Origin of the sequence: Pseudarthrobacter naphthalenicus (genome assembly GCF_029076445.1) — a bacterium.
Taxonomy (GTDB): Bacteria; Actinomycetota; Actinomycetes; order Actinomycetales; family Micrococcaceae; genus Arthrobacter; species Arthrobacter naphthalenicus.
On sequence record NZ_JARESG010000015.1, the window covers coordinates 38,424 to 54,573 of the forward strand.

17 protein-coding genes are annotated in these 16,150 nt (G+C 67.1%); 6 read left to right on the plus strand and 11 right to left on the minus strand.

Annotated elements, in window-relative coordinates:
- Nucleotides 1-9 precede the first annotated feature (9 nt).
- Entirely contained in the window at nt 10-1,569 is a 1,560-nt protein-coding gene (locus PY310_RS14895; protein ID WP_275215318.1) for an HD domain-containing phosphohydrolase, read from the plus strand.
- Between the two features lie 6 nt (nt 1,570-1,575).
- Here PY310_RS14895 and PY310_RS14900 read toward each other — a convergent pair whose 3' ends face one another.
- Genes PY310_RS14900 through PY310_RS14915 form a run of 4 tightly spaced genes read right to left on the minus strand, consistent with a single transcriptional unit; the run spans nt 1,576 to nt 5,597 of the window.
- On the minus strand, nt 1,576-2,343 hold the full coding sequence (locus PY310_RS14900) for an amino acid ABC transporter ATP-binding protein (protein ID WP_275215250.1): 768 nt from the start codon (nt 2,341-2,343) through the stop codon (nt 1,576-1,578).
- The gene (locus PY310_RS14905; RefSeq protein ID WP_275215251.1) at nt 2,340-3,386 is read right to left on the minus strand and encodes an amino acid ABC transporter permease; all 1,047 of its coding nucleotides are present in this window, start codon (nt 3,384-3,386) and stop codon (nt 2,340-2,342) included. The genes PY310_RS14900 and PY310_RS14905 overlap by 4 nt, the downstream gene beginning before the upstream one ends.
- A gap of 6 nt (nt 3,387-3,392) precedes the next feature.
- Entirely contained in the window at nt 3,393-4,301 is a 909-nt protein-coding gene (locus PY310_RS14910) for an ABC transporter substrate-binding protein (protein ID WP_275215252.1), read from the minus strand.
- Between the two features lie 27 nt (nt 4,302-4,328).
- On the minus strand, nt 4,329-5,597 hold the full coding sequence (locus tag PY310_RS14915; protein WP_275215253.1) for an alpha-hydroxy acid oxidase: 1,269 nt from the start codon (nt 5,595-5,597) through the stop codon (nt 4,329-4,331).
- 224 nt (nt 5,598-5,821) lie between these two features.
- On the opposite strand from PY310_RS14915, the gene PY310_RS14920 reads away from it, so the two are divergent.
- Nucleotides 5,822-7,360, plus strand: a complete 1,539-nt coding sequence (locus tag PY310_RS14920) for a PucR family transcriptional regulator (protein WP_275215254.1) — start codon at nt 5,822-5,824, stop codon at nt 7,358-7,360.
- A gap of 115 nt (nt 7,361-7,475) precedes the next feature.
- Here PY310_RS14920 and PY310_RS14925 read toward each other — a convergent pair whose 3' ends face one another.
- Together PY310_RS14925 and PY310_RS14930 are read right to left on the minus strand one after the other, a co-directional pair.
- Nucleotides 7,476-7,619, minus strand: coding sequence for an MFS transporter small subunit (locus tag PY310_RS14925; protein ID WP_275215255.1), 144 nt, complete (start codon nt 7,617-7,619; stop codon nt 7,476-7,478).
- A gap of 1 nt (nt 7,620) precedes the next feature.
- A complete protein-coding gene (locus tag PY310_RS14930; RefSeq protein ID WP_275215256.1) occupies nt 7,621-9,012 on the minus strand; it encodes an OFA family MFS transporter in 1,392 nt (463 codons plus the stop codon).
- Between the two features lie 206 nt (nt 9,013-9,218).
- Here PY310_RS14930 and PY310_RS14935 point away from each other — a divergent pair, with 206 nt between their 5' ends.
- The 3 genes from PY310_RS14935 to PY310_RS14945 are packed head-to-tail and all read left to right on the plus strand — an operon-like array spanning nt 9,219 to nt 11,544.
- Nucleotides 9,219-9,977, plus strand: a complete 759-nt coding sequence (locus PY310_RS14935; protein WP_342755753.1) for an NADPH-dependent FMN reductase — start codon at nt 9,219-9,221, stop codon at nt 9,975-9,977.
- Between the two features lie 44 nt (nt 9,978-10,021).
- A complete protein-coding gene (locus PY310_RS14940; RefSeq protein ID WP_275215257.1) occupies nt 10,022-10,489 on the plus strand; it encodes a MarR family winged helix-turn-helix transcriptional regulator in 468 nt (155 codons plus the stop codon).
- A 32-nt stretch (nt 10,490-10,521) separates the two neighbouring features.
- A complete protein-coding gene (locus tag PY310_RS14945) occupies nt 10,522-11,544 on the plus strand; it encodes an LLM class flavin-dependent oxidoreductase (RefSeq protein WP_275215258.1) in 1,023 nt (340 codons plus the stop codon).
- A 66-nt stretch (nt 11,545-11,610) separates the two neighbouring features.
- Here the strand turns inward: PY310_RS14945 and PY310_RS14950 are convergent, their stop codons facing one another.
- A complete protein-coding gene (locus PY310_RS14950) occupies nt 11,611-12,111 on the minus strand; it encodes a GNAT family N-acetyltransferase (protein WP_275215259.1) in 501 nt (166 codons plus the stop codon).
- Nucleotides 12,112-12,120: 9 nt separating this feature from the next.
- Nucleotides 12,121-12,708, minus strand: coding sequence for an SOUL family heme-binding protein (locus PY310_RS14955; RefSeq protein ID WP_275215260.1), 588 nt, complete (start codon nt 12,706-12,708; stop codon nt 12,121-12,123).
- 105 nt (nt 12,709-12,813) lie between these two features.
- On the opposite strand from PY310_RS14955, the gene PY310_RS14960 reads away from it, so the two are divergent.
- Nucleotides 12,814-13,566 (plus strand): ArsR/SmtB family transcription factor, encoded by a 753-nt coding sequence (locus tag PY310_RS14960; RefSeq protein ID WP_275215261.1) that lies wholly within the window; start codon nt 12,814-12,816, stop codon nt 13,564-13,566.
- A 59-nt stretch (nt 13,567-13,625) separates the two neighbouring features.
- Here PY310_RS14960 and PY310_RS14965 read toward each other — a convergent pair whose 3' ends face one another.
- From PY310_RS14965 to PY310_RS14975, 3 genes are all read right to left on the minus strand, one after another.
- Nucleotides 13,626-14,297 carry a hypothetical protein gene (locus tag PY310_RS14965; RefSeq protein WP_275215262.1) on the minus strand — a complete coding sequence of 224 codons (672 nt, stop codon included), beginning with the start codon at nt 14,295-14,297 and terminating at the stop codon, nt 13,626-13,628.
- Between the two features lie 101 nt (nt 14,298-14,398).
- Nucleotides 14,399-15,652 (minus strand): RNA polymerase sigma factor, encoded by a 1,254-nt coding sequence (locus tag PY310_RS14970; protein ID WP_275215263.1) that lies wholly within the window; start codon nt 15,650-15,652, stop codon nt 14,399-14,401.
- Nucleotides 15,652-15,984, minus strand: a complete 333-nt coding sequence (locus PY310_RS14975) for a YciI family protein (RefSeq protein ID WP_275215264.1) — start codon at nt 15,982-15,984, stop codon at nt 15,652-15,654. Before PY310_RS14975 ends, PY310_RS14970 begins: the two co-directional genes overlap by 1 nt.
- Nucleotides 15,985-16,150 lie beyond the last annotated feature (166 nt).

A 16,150-nucleotide genomic window follows, 5' to 3' on the forward strand; every position in this document is an offset into this window, starting at 1 on the left:
GCAGGTGTGATGCAGTCACCGGCTGCGCCCCGGCGCAGCGAAGTCCTGGCCGCGCTGTCGCTCGCCATCGATCTGGGACTGGGGCAGCCGATGGAGCACATGCTGCGTGCGTCCCTGCTGGCGTTACGGATCGCCGGGGCAGCGGGCGTTGACGCCGCCGGCCAAGGCAGGATCTACTACGCCAACCAGCTGGCCTGGATCGGCTGCCACGCGGATTCCTTTGAACTGGCCGCGTTGTTCACGGATGACATCGCCTTCCGCGCCGACTACTACAACCGTGACCAGCACGGCCTCCCCATGTACGCCGGCATGTTCAGCCATGCCGGTGCCGGCCTCCCGCCGCTGGCCCGCGTTGCCCGCTGGACGCGTTTCGCGGCCACCGGCAGCGGGGCCGTGCGGACCATGATTGCCTCGCACTGCGTCTCCGCCGGGGTGCTGGCCAGCAGTGTAGGGCTCGACGACGGCGTGGCAGGCCTGCTTGCCCACACCTTCGAGCGGTGGGACGGCAAGGGCCTGCCGGCGGGCGTGTCAGGGTTGGACATCCCGTTGGAGATGCGGATCATGCAACTCGCGGACACCGCAGAGGTCTTCCTGCGCCGGGAGGGGCTGGCCGGGGCGGTGGCCATGGTCCGGGCGCGCCGCGGCAGCCAGTTCGATCCGGCGCTGGCCGGGCTGTTCCTCGACCAGGCCGCGGCACTCACCGCAGGACTCCTCGACGTCGACTGCTGGCAGGCCGCCCTTGACCTGGCTCCCGCTGACGCTCCCCTGTCCGGCGGCCAGCTGGATGCGGTGCTGCGCGCGATCGGCGACTTCGCAGACCTCAAGTCTCCCTACACGGCCGGGCATTCCCGCGCCGTGGCGGCCCTCGCCGCCGCCGCCGGCGAGGAGCACGGGCTGCCGGCGGACGACGTCGGGGAGCTCCGCCGTGCAGGCTGGGTTCACGACCTTGGCCGGCTGGGGGTGTCCAACCAGGTGTGGGACAAGAAGGAACCCCTCACCGCGCTGGAGCTGGAACGCATCCGCATGCACCCGTTTCTGGGCGAGCGGATCCTCAGCCGCGTTCCCGGGCTGAAGGGCGAGGCGGCCCTCACCGGCGCACACCACGAGCGGCTCGACGGGTCCGGCTATCCACGCGGGCTTGCTGGAGCGGAGCTGGGGATCAAGCAGCGGATCCTGGCGGCTGCCGACTCCTACCATGCCTCCCTGGAGCCACGTCCGCACCGGCCCGCGCTCACGCCGGCTGATGCGGCTGCCCGGCTCCGGCGGGAAGTTTCAGCAGGAAGGCTCGGCAGCGAAGCGGTGGAGTCCGTGCTTGTGGCGGCCGGCCAGCAGCCCCGCCGTCCCCATGCCGCCGCAGGCGGGCTCACCCCGCGGGAAGTGGAAATCCTCGGCATGCTCTGCCGCGGCATGACGCCGGCCGAGATCGCCAGCACCCTGTTCCTTGCCCGGAAAACCGTCCGCAACCACGTGGAGCACATCTACACCAAGATCGGTGCAACCAATAGGGTGGGTGCCACGTTGTTCGCGATCAGGAACGGCCTGACCGAGTACGGGGCGCCCACCACCTAGCGGCTGTCACAGGACCTTGGAGAGGAACTCCTTGGTGCGCCCGTGCTGCGGATTGCTCAGGACCTGCCGGGGCGGGCCGGCCTCCACCACCACGCCTTCGTCCATGAACACCAGGGTGTCCGCCACTTCGCGGGCGAAGCCCATCTCATGGGTCACCACCACCATGGTCATGCCGCTCTTGGCCAGTTCCTTCATCACCTCGAGCACCTCCCCCACCAGTTCCGGGTCCAGGGCACTGGTGGGCTCGTCGAAGAGCATGAGCTTGGGGTCCATGGCCAGGGCACGGGCGATGGCTACCCGCTGCTGCTGCCCGCCGGAGAGGTGCGCGGGGTAGGCATCACCTTTGTCCGCCAGCCCCACGCGGGCCAGCAGCTCGTTTGCGCGGGCGGTGGCCTTGGCCTTGGACAGGCCCTTCACCCGGATGGGGGCCAGGGTGATGTTTTCCATCGCCGTCAGGTGCGGGAACAGGTTGAAGCGCTGGAACACCATGCCGATTTCCCGGCGCTGCAGGGCCGCTTCGGAGAGCTTCTGCTCATAGAGCTTGCCGCCCTTTTGGCGGTAGCCCACCAGTTCGCCGTCAATGGAAAGCCGGCCGGCGTCCACCCGTTCCAGGTGGTTGATGCAGCGCAGGAACGTTGACTTGCCCGAACCGCTGGGCCCCACGATGCACAGGACCTGGCCGCGGGCCACTTCCAGGCTGATGCCGCGCAGAACCCGGTTGGTACCGAAGTTCTTCGAGACTTTCTCGGCCAGGACCATGGGCACGTCCGTCATCCTTTTCCTCCAAAGTCGTTGCCGAGCGGGGCGCCCGGCTCCCCCGGAAGCACTGTCCCGGGGATCGCCGCGGGGCCCGCCTCGGATGCCGCGTCCGACGCCGGCGATTTCCTTCCAGCGTCCGCCCGGCCGGTGCCGCGGGAGAACCGCTTCTCAATGAAGTGCTGGCCCACCATCAGCACCGAGGTGAAGAGCAGGTACCAGAGTGATGCCACAATCAGCAGCGGCACGGGGGTGAAGGTCACCGCGGAGATGCCGCGGGAGACCCCGTACAGGTCGATGCTCAAGGGGATGGCCGCCACCAGGGAGGTGGTCTTCAGCATGGAGATGACTTCGTTGCCGGTGGGCGGAATGATGATCTTCATGGCCTGGGGCACCACCACAAAGCGCATGGTCTGGCCCCAGGACAGCGCCAGCGCGGTGGCGGCTTCCTCCTGGCCGCGGTCCACGGACAGCAGGCCCGCCCGCACAATTTCGGACATGTAGGCGGCCTCGTTCAGGCCCAGGCCGATCACGGCGGTGATGAAGAGGTTGGTGAATATTCCGTTGGGAATGGTGACCCACGGGTCCATGAACGGGATGCCGATGGTGAACACCGGATAGATCAGGGACACCAGGCCCCAGAAGACCAGCTGCACGTACACCGGAGTCCCCCGGAAGATCCAGATGTACAGCCAGGCGATGTTCTTCAGGACCGGGTTGGGCGAAAGCCGCATGATGGCCAGCACCAGGCCGATCACGATGGCGCCCAGCATGGCGTAGACGGTCAGCGACAACGTCACCCAGGCCGCCGCGCTGATCCGGCGGTCGAAGATGTACTTGCCTACATCCGCCCAGCCGTAATCCGGGCGCTGGGCGGCGTCCAGCACAAACACCGCCAGCCCCAGCACCAGGATGACGGCAAAGAAGTTCCGCCAGGGGTGGCGCAGCGGAATGGCGACGATGGCCTCCGGCGGGGCATCGTCCACCGCCCGCCCGCTTCCGCTCCGCGGGCCGCCGCCCGGTCCCGCCTGGGTCATCCCGTCGGATTCCGCCCTGCTCATGTTCTGTTAACCCTTGGCCGCCACGTTGAGGTCCGCCTTCTTGATTCCGCCGGCTTCGACGCCCCACTTGGACAGGATCTTGGTGTAGCTGCCGTCGTCGATCAGGGTCTGGAGCGCCTTCTGCAGCGCGGGGGTGAAGTCGCTGCCCTTGGCCACCGGGATCCCGTAGGGGGCCACCTCGAACGCGTCCCCGGCGGTCTGCAGCTTGTCCTTGGTCTTGGAGATCGCGTACAGGGTCACGGGCGAGTCGGCGCTCATGGCGTCCACCTGCCCCACCGCCAGGGCGTTGGTGGCCTGGTCCTGGGCGTCGAACTTGAAGATCTGGATGGCCGGTTTGCCGGCGTCGGTGCAGGCCTTGGACTTCTTGGGCACTTCGTCGGTGTCCTCGTACGTGGTGGCCTGGACGGCCACCTTCAGCCCGCAGGCGTTGTTGGGGTCCACGGTCTTGCCCTTGGCGGTAGCCCACTGGATCCCGGCGGAGTAGTAGTTGACGAAGTCCACCTGCTTTTCGCGTTCCACGGTGTCCGTAAAGGAGGACATCCCCATGTCATCCTTGCCTGCGCGCACGGCCGGCAGGATGTTGTCGAAGGTGCCGATATCGAAGTTGACCTTCAGGCCCATCACCTTGCCCAGCGCGTTGGTGAGGTCCACGGACCAGCCGGCGGGCGCCCCGTTATCGTCCTTGAACTCGTTGGGCGGGTAGTTGTTGGCCATGCCCACGTTGAGCACCCCGGCGCTCTTGATCTTCTCCGGGAGCATCGCGGCCACGTCGTCGTTCTTTTTCACGTCGACGGCGGCGGCACTGCCGCTTGCCCCGGCCGAACCGGTGGCAGCAGGCTGGCTGTTGTCCACGCAGCCGGAGAGGGCAAGCGCGGTGGCTACGGTGAGGACGGGGAGTATGTATCGGGTGCGCATGGCTTCCTTAGCTTTCAGAGATTCTTTTTAGGTGGTGCCTGATGGTGCTTTTTCAAGAATTTCGCCGGAAGAGCGGATGTCACGCAGGATTTCCCCACCCCGTGCTTTCAGCTCGGGAATGCTCGAAACGCCTACCAGCGTCATGGTACGCCTGAGTTCGTCCGCGAGGATATCAATCACCCGCTCCACGCCGGGCGTGCCGGCGGCCACCAGCCCGTAGAGGTACGCCCTGCCGATGGAGCAGGCGTCGGCGCCCAGCGCCAGCGCCTTGAAGATGTCGCTGCCGCGGCGGATTCCCGAGTCCACATAGATCTCCAGCGCGTCCCCCACCCGCTGGCGGGACTCCTGCAGCACTTCCATGGGGCTGAGCATGTGATCGAGCTGGCGGCCGCCGTGGTTGCTGAGCTGGACGGCGTCCAGGCCGATCCGGGCCGCCTGGTCAACATCGGCCGGATTGACGCAGCCCTTGAGCACGATCTTGCCGGACCAGGCTTCGCGCAGCGCTTCGAGTTCCTTCCACCCGCTGGCAGCGTCGGAGTGGCCGAGGATGTGCTGCCACATGGACGGGGTCACCATGGACGTGGCCGCGGCACTGCGGGGATCCAGGTTCGGGAAGCTGATCCCGTCCGCCTTCAGGAAGTTGATCCACCAGGACGGCCGCCGGGCGATGTCCGCGACGGTGGAAAGCGTCAGAGCCGGAGGTGCCGTAAAGCCGTTTCGCAGGTCCCGTTCCCTGGACCCGAGGGCCCGGATGTCGACGCCGACAATCAGGGTGGTGAATCCGGCGGCTTCGCAGCGCGCGAGTTTGTCCCGGGCGGCCAGGGCATCGGAGCCGAGCCCGAAGTTGAACCAGCGGTCCAGTCCGGGATGGTCCTTGGCAATGGTTTCCATGGCCACGGTGCTCAGCCCGGCGAGTCCGTAAGGGATGCGGGCGTGCGCGGCGGCCGCCGCGACGGCGGACTCCCCCGCGGGGTGGAACAGGCGGGTGGCACCGGTGGGGGTCAGCGTCAGGGGCAGGGCACTGGTCTTGCCGAGCAGGGCGGTGCTGGTATCGGGGCCGGCAACCGGGCCCCACCGGGGCATCAGCGCCCAGGAGTCGAAGACGGCCCGGTTCCGGCGCAGCGTCACTTCGTCCTCGGAGCCGCCGTCGAGGTAATCGAAGATGCCCGCAGGCAGGACTTTCCTGGCCGCCTTGCGGTACTCCTCAACGCTAAAAGCGTTGGCCAGCACCCGGCGTTGCCTGGACAAAACAGGCGCCCTGAACTGGATGAGTTCCCGCGCTTCGCTGATCTTCAATCTTGGCCTTCCACTGCCGACGTTGCTTTCTTCAGCGTAGGAAGCACGCGGCCGTGTAACTATGGAGATTCAGACAAGGTAAGGGGTCAGCCATTAGCACTTACTACCAAAGACAGGATGCCGGAGAAGTACCGGGCAGTGCCGCTGTCCTGCAGAACCCGGGCCTGCCCACCCTTGCTGATGTGGCCCGGTCCACCAGTTCGGAAATCCTTAGCCTCGTGGACATGCCCGCTGATTCCCGGCAGCCGGTTTCCGGCTCGGTGCTCTATGATTCCACCGCCGTTCCGGCGAACTTTCCCGGCGCGGTTGCGCTGGCCATCGGCCTGTCACTCACCGGAAAACGGCTGCGGGCCAAAATCCAGGAGCTCCATCACGCCGGATATGTGGCAATCGTCTATAAATCCAACGGCAAACCGGACGCCGTACTCCGGGCGGTGGCCCGCGAAGCCGGGATGGCCCTTTTCCGGGCCTCCGACACAGTCCCCTGGAACCAGCTCGCGGAAATCATGGACGCGGCCGTGGTCCCGCACCGCCGGTCCGGCCGCACCCTGGTGGACATCCGTCCCGGGGATCTGTTCGATCTGGCCAACACCGTAGCCGCCCAGGCCGGGGGCGCTATCGCCATCGCCGATCCCGATCAGACGATCCTGGCCTACTCGACCCTCCCGGACCAGCCCATCGACGAGACGCGGCGCAGTTCCATCCTGAATCTGCACGTGCCCCATTCCGCCCAGACCGACAAGGACTACCGCCGCGTTCACGCGGCCGCGGAAGCGCTGGAGGTGGCCACCGAGGACCCCATGCTCCGGCGGACCGCCATCGCCATCCGCGCCGGCGCCGAGGTCCTCGGCTCGCTCTGGCTCCTGGAGCGCGCCGAGCACCACCATGAGGACGCGGCCCGGATTCTGGGCGAGGCGGCGAACGTCGCCGCGCTCCACATCCTGCACAAGCGCACCTCCTACGTCTCCAACCTCACCCGCCAGATGGACATGGTCCAGCCGCTGCTGTTCGAGCCCCAATGCGCCGAACTGGCCGCCATCCGACTGGGCATCTCGGCAGCTTCCATCAGGGTGGCCGCGGTGAGCGGCGGCCCGGCGGACGCGGGCGCCGCCGAAACACTGCAATCGCGCCTCAAGCTCTTTGACACCGTTCGGACCGCCTGCGCCGTCCGGCTGCCCTCGGCCGTCTGCGGGCTGGCGGACGGCATCGTGTACATCGTCCTGCCGCAGGGCGAAGAATCCGCCCGGCAGTTCCAGCGTGGCGCGGTGCTCAAAATCGTCCGGAACGCGCGGCGGCTGCTCGGCCGCCCGGTGGTGGCCGCACTGGGGATCGCGGCCCCGATTGGCCGGCTGGAGCAGTCCCGGGTCAACGCCGAGCTGGTCCTCTCCGAACTGGTCCGCAACGTGGCGGAAGGACGCATTCCCGACGATTCCGACGAGGTGGTGGCCGACGACGAATCCCTCGGCCCGCGCCTGCAGCTGCGCCAGATTGCCTCGTCATTGACGGCCTCAGGCCAGCTGCCCGGAACCCAAGCCGCACGGATCGCGGCGTACGACGCACAGCATAAGAAATCCTTCGAATCCACTGTTGCGGCCTACCTGGACTGCGGCGGAAACGCGATCGAAGCGGCCAGGATGTTGGCGGTGCACGTCAACACCGTCCGCTACCGTCTCTCCCGGGTGCAGACGCTGTTCGGCCTGGATCTCGACGACCCCGAAACGCGCCTGCTGCTGTGGCTGCAGCTCTGGGCCCGGAACAATTAGCGGCTGATGTCACGCCTGTTCAATCAAGGCGAGTCAGGGCGACGTAGCTTCCCACGCCGCCGGCCGCCGTCGTGATTTACACAACGGCGGCCGGCGGCACTTCGGGGCGCGGGGTTCAGCCGAACAGGGCCGCCACACGCGTCAACGTTTCGTAGACGCCGTAGGCCAGCGGGACCCCGACGAGGGCCCAGGCTATAGCAACTCTGCCGGTTGACGGTGCAGCAGGCGCGGACGCGCCGGGGGTGGATGCGGTGCTCATGTCATGCCTCCATGGCTGGTTCATGCCGGCTCAGGCCGGGGCGGGGTTCGTGGAATCGCGGGTCAACCGGCTTGACCAGCAGGTTGGCGATGAAGCCGATCACCAGCAGCCCCACCATGGTCAGCAGTGCCGGCTGGTAGGACGCGGCGTTCAGTTGGCCGGGTTTGCCCTGGGCGTCCAGGAAGGCGTTGACGATCAGCGGGCCGGCCACCCCGGCTGCGGACCACGCCGTCAGGAGCCGGCCATGGATGGCCCCCACCTGGAAGGTGCCGAAGAGGTCCCGGAGGTAGGCCGGCACGGTGGCGAAGCCGCCGCCGTAGAAGGAGATGATCACGAAGGCCAGCACCACGTACAGGAACGTGCTGGTGGAGCCCGCCAGCGCCAGCACCGTGTAGAGCACGGCCCCGACGCCGAGGTAGACCATGTAGATGCGCTTCCGGCCGGTCACATCGGACGTGGCCGACCAGGCGAAACGGCCGGACATGTTGCCGATCGAGAGCAGCCCCACAAAGCCCGCCGCCACAGCGGCACTCACCAGGGAACCGCCGTCGGGCTTCCTGAAGAAGTCCTGGATCATGGGAGCGGCCTGCTCCAGGATGCCGATGCCCGCGGTGACGTTGCAGAACAGCGCCACCCAGATGAGCCAGAACTGCCGGGTCTTCACGGCGTTCTTGGCCGAGACGTTGTCCGTGGTGACCAGCGTGGCTGCCTTGACCTTGGACGGGTCGAACCCGGCAGGCTTCCAGCCTTCGGCCGGGACCCTGATGGTGAACGCGCCGAAGAGCATGTAGGCGAGGTAGACCACGGCGAGGGTCAGGAAGAGTTTGCCCACGGCGTCGCCGCTGGCCACCCAGCCCTGGGCGCCGGAGTTGGGATCGTACATTTTGAGCAGTGCGGTGGAGACCGGGCTGGCGATGAGCGCGCCGCCGCCGAAGCCCATGATGGCCATGCCGGTGGCCAGGCCCGGGCGGTCCGGGAACCATTTGATCAGGGTGGACACCGGCGAGATGTAACCGATGCCCAGGCCAATCCCGCCCACCACGCCGTAGCCGAGGTAGACGAGCCAGAGTTGGTGCGTGAAGATGCCCAGTGAGCCGATGAGGAAGCCGCTGGCCCAGAACAGGGCCGACGTGAACATCGCTTTGCGCGGGCCGTGCTTGTCCACCCAGGTGCCCATGATGGCGGCCGAGAGGCCCAGCATCACGATGGCGATGGAGAAGATCACACCGATTTCGGTCAGGCTGGCCCCGAAGTGCTTCACCAGTGCCGTCTTGTAAACGCTGGTGGCGTAGGCCTGGCCGATGCACAGGTGGACGGCGAGTGCGGCAGGCGGCACCAGCCAGCGGTTGAAGCCCGGCGGGGCAACAGTTCGTTCACGGTCCAGCCAGCCCATAGTTACTCCTTCTGCCCGTCACCGCACCTCGGTGTCCAGCGATTCCAGAGGCGAAAGACCCTACGTGGGCCAACGCCTCCGGCAATCATGATGCAGATACCAAGCAAACGTAGGATCTATGCGCCGAGCGGCAGGGATTTCACGGTGAGCGGCGGACGGGCACCCGGTAGACATTTTGTTGACACATCATCAAAAAGCCTCGTAGAATGATTGAAACATCAACCATTCCGAACGGTGAGGCGCCCATGTCCTGGTTCAAAATTTTCTCCCGCAAGTCCAAGCCCGGCCACTCCGCTGCCTCGGCAGCCCCCGGCGTGGCGGCCCCGAGCGTGGTGGTCCCTGCCGCAGAGGCTCCCGCCGCAGTTGCCCCTGAGGTTTCCCCGGCCGCCGATCCCCTGGCGGAGAATGGCCTGCCCAAGATTGCCATCATCACCGGCGCCAGCCGGCCGGGCAGTGTGAACAAGTCCGTAGCCGAGTGGGTTCTGGCCCAGGTGGCGGATCGCACGGATGCGGACGTCGAGCTGGTGGACATCGCCGACTTCAGCCTCCCCCTGCTGGACGAGGCCTACCCCGCCGCGTACCAGAACTACCAGAACCCGGCCACCAAGGCGTGGTCGGCCAAGGTCAGCGAGTTCGACGGTTTCATCTTCGTGGTGCACGAGTACAACCACACTGCAGGCCCGGTGCTTACCAACGCCCTGTCCTACCTGAACGCAGAGTTCAACAACAAGGTGGCGGGCTTTGTATCCTACGGTTCAGCGGGTGGCGCCCGCGCCGTCGAGCACTTGCGCGAGATCCTCTCCGAACTCCAGGTGGCTCACGTGCGCAACCAGGTCATGTTCTCCCTGTTCAATGACTTCGAGAACTTCTCCGAGTTCAAGCCGACCGAGCAGAACGCCGGCACCCTGGCACCGATGGTTGACCAGGTGGTCTCCTGGGCCAAGGGCTTCGCGACCATTCGCTAGAGCTCCCCGGCAGTGTGCCACGTTGAACCCGCGGGAGGGGCGTTGTGACGGAGGAAACCCAATGGCTGGACGAACGGGAGACCGAAGTCTGGCGCGGATTCCTGCAGGCATCCCAGCAAATGGCGGCCGCCATGGACCGCCAGCTGGTGCGGGAGTCACAGCTCTCCGGGGCCGAATTTGCGGTGCTTGTTCCACTCTCTGAGCACCCGGACGGCGTGGTTCGTGCACGCGAGCTGGGCCGGTCGCTCGGCTGGGACCGCAGCCGCCTGTCCCACCTGCTCAAGCGGATGGAGGCCAGGGGCCTGTTGGAGAGGAAGAACTGTTCCTCCGATGCACGCGGCCTGGACGTGCAGATCACCCCGGACGGCCGGAAGGCCATAGAGCACGCGGCGCCGGGTCATGTGGAGTTCGTCCGCACACACTTCGTCGACCCGCTCACCCGCGCGGAACAGGACGCCCTGGCCTCGGCCACCCGCAAAATCATTGCCTCCCTTCAGCCTGAATGCGAGTAACACAACATGCGACAAGTACTAAGGTTGCCGGTGTGAAGAACATCGGATTTCTGTCATTCGGCCATTGGACCGACCACCCGGAGTCCGGCACCCGGACTGCCTCGGACGCGCTGTTGCAGGCGATTGACCTCTCCGTCGCGGCCGAAGAGCTGGGGGCGGACGGCGCCTATTTCCGCGTCCACCACTTCGCACAGCAGTACGCCTCCCCGTTCCCGCTGCTCGCTGCGATCGGCGCCCGGACAAGCCGCATTGAGATCGGCACCGGCGTGATCGACATGCGCTACGAGAACCCGCTCTACATGGCGGAAGACGCCGGCGCGGCCGACCTGATCTCAGGCGGCCGGCTGCAGCTGGGCATCAGCCGTGGTTCACCCGAGCAGGTCATCGACGGGTGGCGCCACTTCGGCTACGCTCCCGCCGAGGGCGAGTCGGACGCGGACATGGGCCGCAGGCACACTGAGCGTCTGCTCGAGGTACTCAAGGGCGAGGGCTTCGCGGCACCCAGCCCTCGCCCGATGTTCCCGAATCCGCCGGGCCTGCTGCGCCTGGAGCCGCACTCCGAGGGCCTGCGCGACCGCATCTGGTGGGGTTCGGGCTCGAACGCCACGGCCATCTGGGCGGCAAAGCTCGGCATGAACCTGCAGAGCTCCACGCTCAAGGATGACGAGAGCGGTAAGCCCTTCCACGTCCAGCAGGCCGAGCAGATTGAGCTCTACCGGCAGGCCTGGAAGGAGGCGGGGCACCAGCGGGAGCCGCGTGTCTCGGTCAGCCGCAGCATCTTCGCCCTGACGGACGAGCGCGACTGGCAATACTTCGGCCGCGACCGCCACAGTTCGGACCAGGTGGGCAACATCGACGCGAAAACGCGCGCCGTGTTTGGCCGCTCCTACGCGGGCACCCCGGAGGAGCTGGCCAAGAAGCTGGCCGAGGATGAGGCGATCGCCGCGGCAGACACCCTGCTGCTCACGGTCCCGAACCAGCTCGGCGTCGACTACAACGCCCACGTCATCGAATCGATCCTGAAGTATGTAGCGCCCGAGCTCGGCTGGCGCTGACCCCCGCGAGGGAAGACCATGCTCTTCCCTCGCGGGCGGTGCCCACGTGCTCCTGAACTTTCGGCGTCAGCCCCGGGCCGGCCGGACCATCCTGACCTGCGGCAACTCTTCCCACTCGGGCGGCAGCAGGCCCGTTGCCCCATCGGGGCGGAATCCCTGCTTGAGGTAAAACGCCTGCGCCCGGGGATTGTCCCGGAGCACCCACAGATAGGCGGCGGAATCGCCGACGGCGGCACTCAACAGTGCCGCGCCCAGTCCCGTCCCGTAGGTGTGCCGGAGCGTAAAGAGCGAATACAGTTCCAGCTCCGCGGGGCCGTCCTCATCCCGGCCCGGCCCGGCGTCCGCCAGTCCCACGATGTGGTTGTTGCCGTCCACGGCGATGATCCGCGGGTCATCAACTGCCAGGTGCGGGCGACGCCGTTCGGCCCGTTCGGCGATGCTGGCCCGCCGGGCGCGGAAGAACTCCGGGGACAGTAAGTGCCCGTAGCTCTCCTCGTGGGCGAGTGTATGGAAGAGCACCACGGCGAGGGCGTCCCCGGGCGTGGCCTGGCGCAGCTGATACTCCATCCGGTCAGCCTAGGCGCTGGCTGTCTCCTGCACGTCCTGGATGACCTCGTTGTGCCGCAGGAACCAGGGCTTGAAGGGCGGGTCAAAGCGGGCAAACCGCGGCGGACCCACCGCTGTCAGACCGGCCAGGGGCAGTGCCGCCTGCAGCCCCCTGTTCCGTTGCTCAAAGGCCTTTGCGTTGCCGCTGCCCGAGAAGCGGACCACCGCGGCCAGCGAACCCGGAACTTCCCGGACCACCACGTCAGGGTTCGTCGGCACCGGAGCGGATTCCGCCGTCGTGCTGGCGGGCAGCACAAAGGCAATCACAAACTCAGCGGGCGAATCGCTGCCTGGCAGCGGGCCGCTCTGGAGAACCGGCGCTGTCATCGCCAGCTTCTGCGGTGCCTGGGTTTCCTGGATGACGGGGGCAGTCATCGCCAGCTTCTGCCGGGCCGTGTTGCTGCCGCTGATGTAGTCGAACAAATGCCGGAAGGCAGCGTTGCCGGCCCGGTCAAAGGTGGCGTTGACGTGCACCTCGGCGACGACGTGCGCGGGATAGCGGCGCAGTTCAAAGTGCGGGTAGCGGTGCACCAGCTCGTAAGGTTGCTGTTCGGTCATGCCTCCAGACCCTACGCCGGTCCGGGGCCGGCGGCCAGAGACGGACCTACCCTGTTGGCAGCGAACGTCTAGACATGTGACCTTTTAGTCACCTATTCTTGGACTGTGGACGCCGTATTCAAGGCCCTCGCCGACCCCACCCGCCGGGACCTGCTCGATGAGCTCTTCCGGGAGGACGGGCAGACCCTGCATGCGCTTGAGGCCCGCTTTGAGATGACCCGCTACGGGGTGATGAAGCACCTCAAGCTGCTGGAGGACGCCGGCCTGGTGGTCACCCGCCGCCGGGGCCGGGAGAAACTCCACTTCCTGAATCCGGTGCCCATCCGGCTGATCCACGACCGCTGGGTGAGCAAGTATGCCGAACCATGGGCCGCTGGCCTCAGCGACCTCAAAACCAGATTGGAAAGTCCCATGGAAAAGATCTTCGAAATCTACATCAAGACCACGCCGGAACGGCTCTGGGAGGCCATCACGGACAGCGAGATCCGCAGCAAATACCAGTTCGGGAACACCCTCTCCTCCGACTGGACCCCGGGCGGCCGGTTTGAGATGGGCAACCCGAAAGCCGGGGCGCTGCTGGGCGAAGGCGAGAACATCGAAGTTGACCCGCCGCGCCGGCTCGTCCAGACCATGACGGCGCTGTGGGGCGAGGACGTCAAAGCCGAAGGAACCTCCCGGATCACCTGGGAGATCGAACCCGTGGGCGACTCCTGCCACCTCACCGTCACCCACGACCAGCTCCGCGAAGGCGCCAACGAACAGCTCTACGGCGGCTGGCCCATGATCCTTTCCGGCCTGAAGACCTGGCTCGAGACCGGCGAGAAACTCACCACCCCCGGCTCGCTCCTGTACACGTAACGCACGACGGCGGCACCCGGGCCGGGAATTCAAGAGCCGGGTGCCGCCGTCCTGCGCATTCACTCCGTGGTGTGCGGTGCGTTCAGTTCGCCGGCGATCTTCACTTCCAGCGCGGCCACCGTGGCCTCGGGCAGGACGATCAGGCCGTCCAGTTCCCGCCGGGCGCGCTTGTACGCGGTCTGCCGTTCGGCCGGGGTGGCGGCGTTGTCCGAGGCGATGTTCAATAGCTTCCTGGCCGTCGCCAGACGCTGGCGCTCCAAGGCACTGAAATTGTGGTCCTTGATCCGCTTGGCTTCGCGCTCGGCCACGTCGAAGGCCAGCTCAAAGCCATTGACGGCTGTCCGGTACTCCGCCAGCCGGGCCGGCGTCGTAATGTCGCCCGGGTCCGCCGGCCGCAAACCGTCCGCCGCTTTCTTCGCCCGGATGAACGCTACTGTAAGGGGTTCCCGCACATCCGTCATGACCGGGAAGTCGATCAGCTTCCCGACATCGAGCTCGTAGTCCAGCCACCGCCGGTTCACGGCATCGTGCGCTGCCATCAGGGCCGCCACCTCTGCCCGGCTCGCTTGCTCCGCCTGCACCGCCTGGTTCTTCAGCTTGTACAGCTCCACGCGGCGACGGTGCCGGCGTTCACTGGCCCTGGACCACTGGCGCGCCCACCCGCCGGCCATCCCGCTGAGCGGGAAAGCGAGCCACCAGTAGTGGCGAAGGAAATCAAAGAATTGATCCACGGATTCATCCTCCCACTGCCTCCGCCGCACCCCAAGGCCTCCCCCGAGGCAACCCAAACAGCCAAAGCACCCGCCGCGGGCGCCACCGTCCTACTCCGCGCTCAGCCCGCAAGTTGGTTCAGGCGGCTGCGGAGGTAGCGCCGTTCGGTCTCATTGTCGGTCAGGATCAGCGCCTCCTCGAAGGCAACCCTGGCCTCACGGACGCGGCCCAGCCGGGTCAGGAAATCTGCGCGCGCGGCGGCAAGATACGGATAACGGGCCAGCTGCGGCTCCGCGCCGAGCGCGTCCAACTCCGCCAGGCCTTCCGCCGGGCCCACCGCAAAACCGAGTGCGATGGCCCGGTTGAGCTGGACAACGGGAGAAGGCCACGTCTCCATCAGCACGTCGTAGAGCCCCAGGATCTCGCGCCAGTCAGTGTCGGACCACGACGCACTCTCGTCATGGACGGCAGCGATGGCCGCCATCACGGCGAAGCGGCCCGGCGGCCGCGCACCCAACGCCTCGCGCAGGAGCGCCACGCCCTCCTCGATGGCAGTCCGGTCCCATTTCGCCCTGTCCTGGTGCTCCATCAGCACGAGTTCACGGTGCTCGTCGAGCCGGGCGGACCTGCGGGCGTCGGTGAGCAGAATGAGGGACAGGAGGCCGGCGACGTCGCGGTCCTGCGGAAGCAGGACCCGGAGCATTCGGGCCAGTTCAAGGCCGCGTTCCGCAAGGTCCCGGCGCATCAGGCCGGCGCCCGACGGTGCGGTGTGCCCAGTGGTGTACACGAGGTAGACGACCGACAGCACGCCGTCGATGCGCCCGTGCAGCTCCGACGCCGCGGGCACGCGGTACGGGATATGCGCGGCAGTGATCTTCTTCTTCGCCCGGGTGATCCGCGCGGCCATGGTGGCTTCGGGGATCAGGAACGCCCTTGCCACGTCGGCGGTGGAGAGCCCGCAGAGGAGCCGCAGCGTCAGGGCAACCCGGGCGTCCAACCCCAGGGCCGGGTGGCAGCAGGTGAAGATCAGCCGCAGCCGGTCATCGGGAATGCCTTCCGGCCCGGGGTCCGGCTCATAATCGGTTGCCTCGGCCGGGTCCAGCAGCTTCGGGAGCGCCCGCTGCGCCGTCGCGGCCCGCCGGCGGTTATCCAGGGCCCGACGGCGGGCGGTCACCGTGAGCCACGCGCCGGGGTTCCGCGGGATGCCGCGGGGACCCCACGTGGACAGTGCGCTGGCGTATGCGTCCTGGACGGCTTCTTCCGCCGTGTCGAGGTCCCCCGCAACACGGACGGTGGCCGCCAGCACGAACGCCCACTCCCGGCGGTGCGCATCGGCAACCGCGGCAGCAACCTCCGCGCTGGCGGCCTGCGGCATCAGCTGACCATTCGCACGGGCCGGACCTCTACCCCGATGCCGGCCGGGACGTCCTTGGCGATCTCCAGCGCCTCATCCAGGTCGGCCGCCTCGATCAGGTAGTAGCCGCCCAGCGCTTCCTTCGATTCTGCGAACGGACCGTCCGTCACCGAGAATCCGCCTGCCCCGTCGCGCCGGATGGACGTCGCCGTCGAAGGCGGCTGCAGTGCGGCCCCGCCGAGCAGTGACGCGCCGCGGCGCTGCTGGAACTCCTGGTAGGGGGTGCTGACGGCCTCGCCCTCGGATTGCTTCGCCGCCTCATCCTGAAAGATCAGGACCAAATACTTTGACATTCCGTGCTCCCATCGTCCGTAACTCTGCTCTGAGCCTTCCGTTGCATCGACGCCGAATACCGCGCCGACCACGGAGCCTTTCCGTAAGGCTCCTACTCATACGACGGACACCGGAAGCCGAGATCGACAACTACGCACCAGAATTCCAAGAGAAGCCGGACCATGC

Coding starts and splice junctions, on each gene's coding strand:
- PY310_RS14905 (WP_275215251.1), bottom strand. CDS start 3,386: ATGAGCAGGGCGGAATCCGACGGGATGACCCAGGCGGGACCGGGCGGC.
- PY310_RS14910 (WP_275215252.1), bottom strand. CDS start 4,301: ATGCGCACCCGATACATACTCCCCGTCCTCACCGTAGCCACCGCGCTT.
- PY310_RS14900 (WP_275215250.1), bottom strand. CDS start 2,343: ATGACGGACGTGCCCATGGTCCTGGCCGAGAAAGTCTCGAAGAACTTC.
- PY310_RS14955 (WP_275215260.1), bottom strand. CDS start 12,708: ATGACCGAACAGCAACCTTACGAGCTGGTGCACCGCTACCCGCACTTT.
- PY310_RS14930 (WP_275215256.1), bottom strand. CDS start 9,012: ATGGGCTGGCTGGACCGTGAACGAACTGTTGCCCCGCCGGGCTTCAAC.
- PY310_RS14920 (WP_275215254.1), top strand. CDS start 5,822: ATGCCCGCTGATTCCCGGCAGCCGGTTTCCGGCTCGGTGCTCTATGAT.
- PY310_RS14925 (WP_275215255.1), bottom strand. CDS start 7,619: ATGAGCACCGCATCCACCCCCGGCGCGTCCGCGCCTGCTGCACCGTCA.
- PY310_RS14935 (WP_342755753.1), top strand. CDS start 9,219: ATGATTGAAACATCAACCATTCCGAACGGTGAGGCGCCCATGTCCTGG.
- PY310_RS14970 (WP_275215263.1), bottom strand. CDS start 15,652: ATGCCGCAGGCCGCCAGCGCGGAGGTTGCTGCCGCGGTTGCCGATGCG.
- PY310_RS14895 (WP_275215318.1), top strand. CDS start 10: ATGCAGTCACCGGCTGCGCCCCGGCGCAGCGAAGTCCTGGCCGCGCTG.
- PY310_RS14950 (WP_275215259.1), bottom strand. CDS start 12,111: ATGGAGTATCAGCTGCGCCAGGCCACGCCCGGGGACGCCCTCGCCGTG.
- PY310_RS14975 (WP_275215264.1), bottom strand. CDS start 15,984: ATGTCAAAGTATTTGGTCCTGATCTTTCAGGATGAGGCGGCGAAGCAA.